The organism is Acidithiobacillus ferriphilus (genome assembly GCF_018854775.1).
Lineage (GTDB): Bacteria > Pseudomonadota > Gammaproteobacteria > Acidithiobacillales > Acidithiobacillaceae > Acidithiobacillus > Acidithiobacillus ferriphilus.
The window spans coordinates 1-806 of record NZ_JAAZTY010000274.1 but is presented as its reverse complement, the minus strand read 5'-3'; the positions used below and the strand labels follow the sequence as shown (position 1 = coordinate 806).

The 806-nt window shown below is 64.8% G+C and carries 1 protein-coding gene; it reads right to left on the bottom strand.

Going from position 1 to position 806, the window contains the following annotated elements:
• Nucleotides 1-806 (bottom strand): conjugative transfer relaxase/helicase family protein (locus tag HF921_RS13185; RefSeq protein ID WP_215893999.1); only part of this gene is annotated, 806 nt, incomplete at both ends.

The window sequence follows — 806 nt, the reverse complement described above, 5'->3', positions numbered from 1 at the left end:
CCTTCCCCGCCTGTTTCCGCTCGGGTGCCTCGCGCTCGGCGCCCCGACGCTCCTCCTTGCGCTCCTGGCGGGTCTCCTCGCGCTCCGGTCTGGCGGTCTCCTTGTCCATCTTGAAACCGGCCTGCCTCTTGGCCTTCTCGACATCCTGGGTGTAGACCTTGACCTCCATCCGGGCGCGGGTGACGTTGACGTAAGTCTCCCGGTCACCATGCCGGCCCGACTCGGTGTTGTGGTGGATCATCGCCCGGTCCACCGTCTGGCCTTGGGCCTTCATACTGGTCATGGCGTAACCGTGATCGATGTTCCGGTATTTCTCCAGGTCCACCGTGCGCCGCTCTCCATTCATCTCCACGACGAGGCTTTTCTCCCGAATCTCCAGCACCTTGCCCTGGTGGCCGTTTTTGAACCCGGTCTCCCGGTCGTTTTTGGAGAATGCGATCTTGTCGCCCTCCGCGAACTCCCGCTTGACCTCCCTGCTGGCCTCCACGCCTTTAAGGTCCCCGCGCATCTGCACCACGCGCCCGCCGTCCAGTTCGACGCTCACCCGGTTGGTGCGGTCGTCCTTGCCGACGACGCGCCCCTCCGCGCCCTTCTCCACGTTCAGCGCCCGATACTCGGAAGTGAACTTGACCACGTCGCCCCGCTCGTAGGCCGCCGCCCGCCGTTCCGCGCCAGTCATGTCCTTCTTCTCCAGAACGGCGAACTCCTTGCCCCGCCCCAGTTCACCCTTGGCCTTCAACTGCTCCCGAACGGCGTCATTGACGGCCCGCCGGTCGACGTTGGTGGAGGTAAGTATGGCGGTCTTG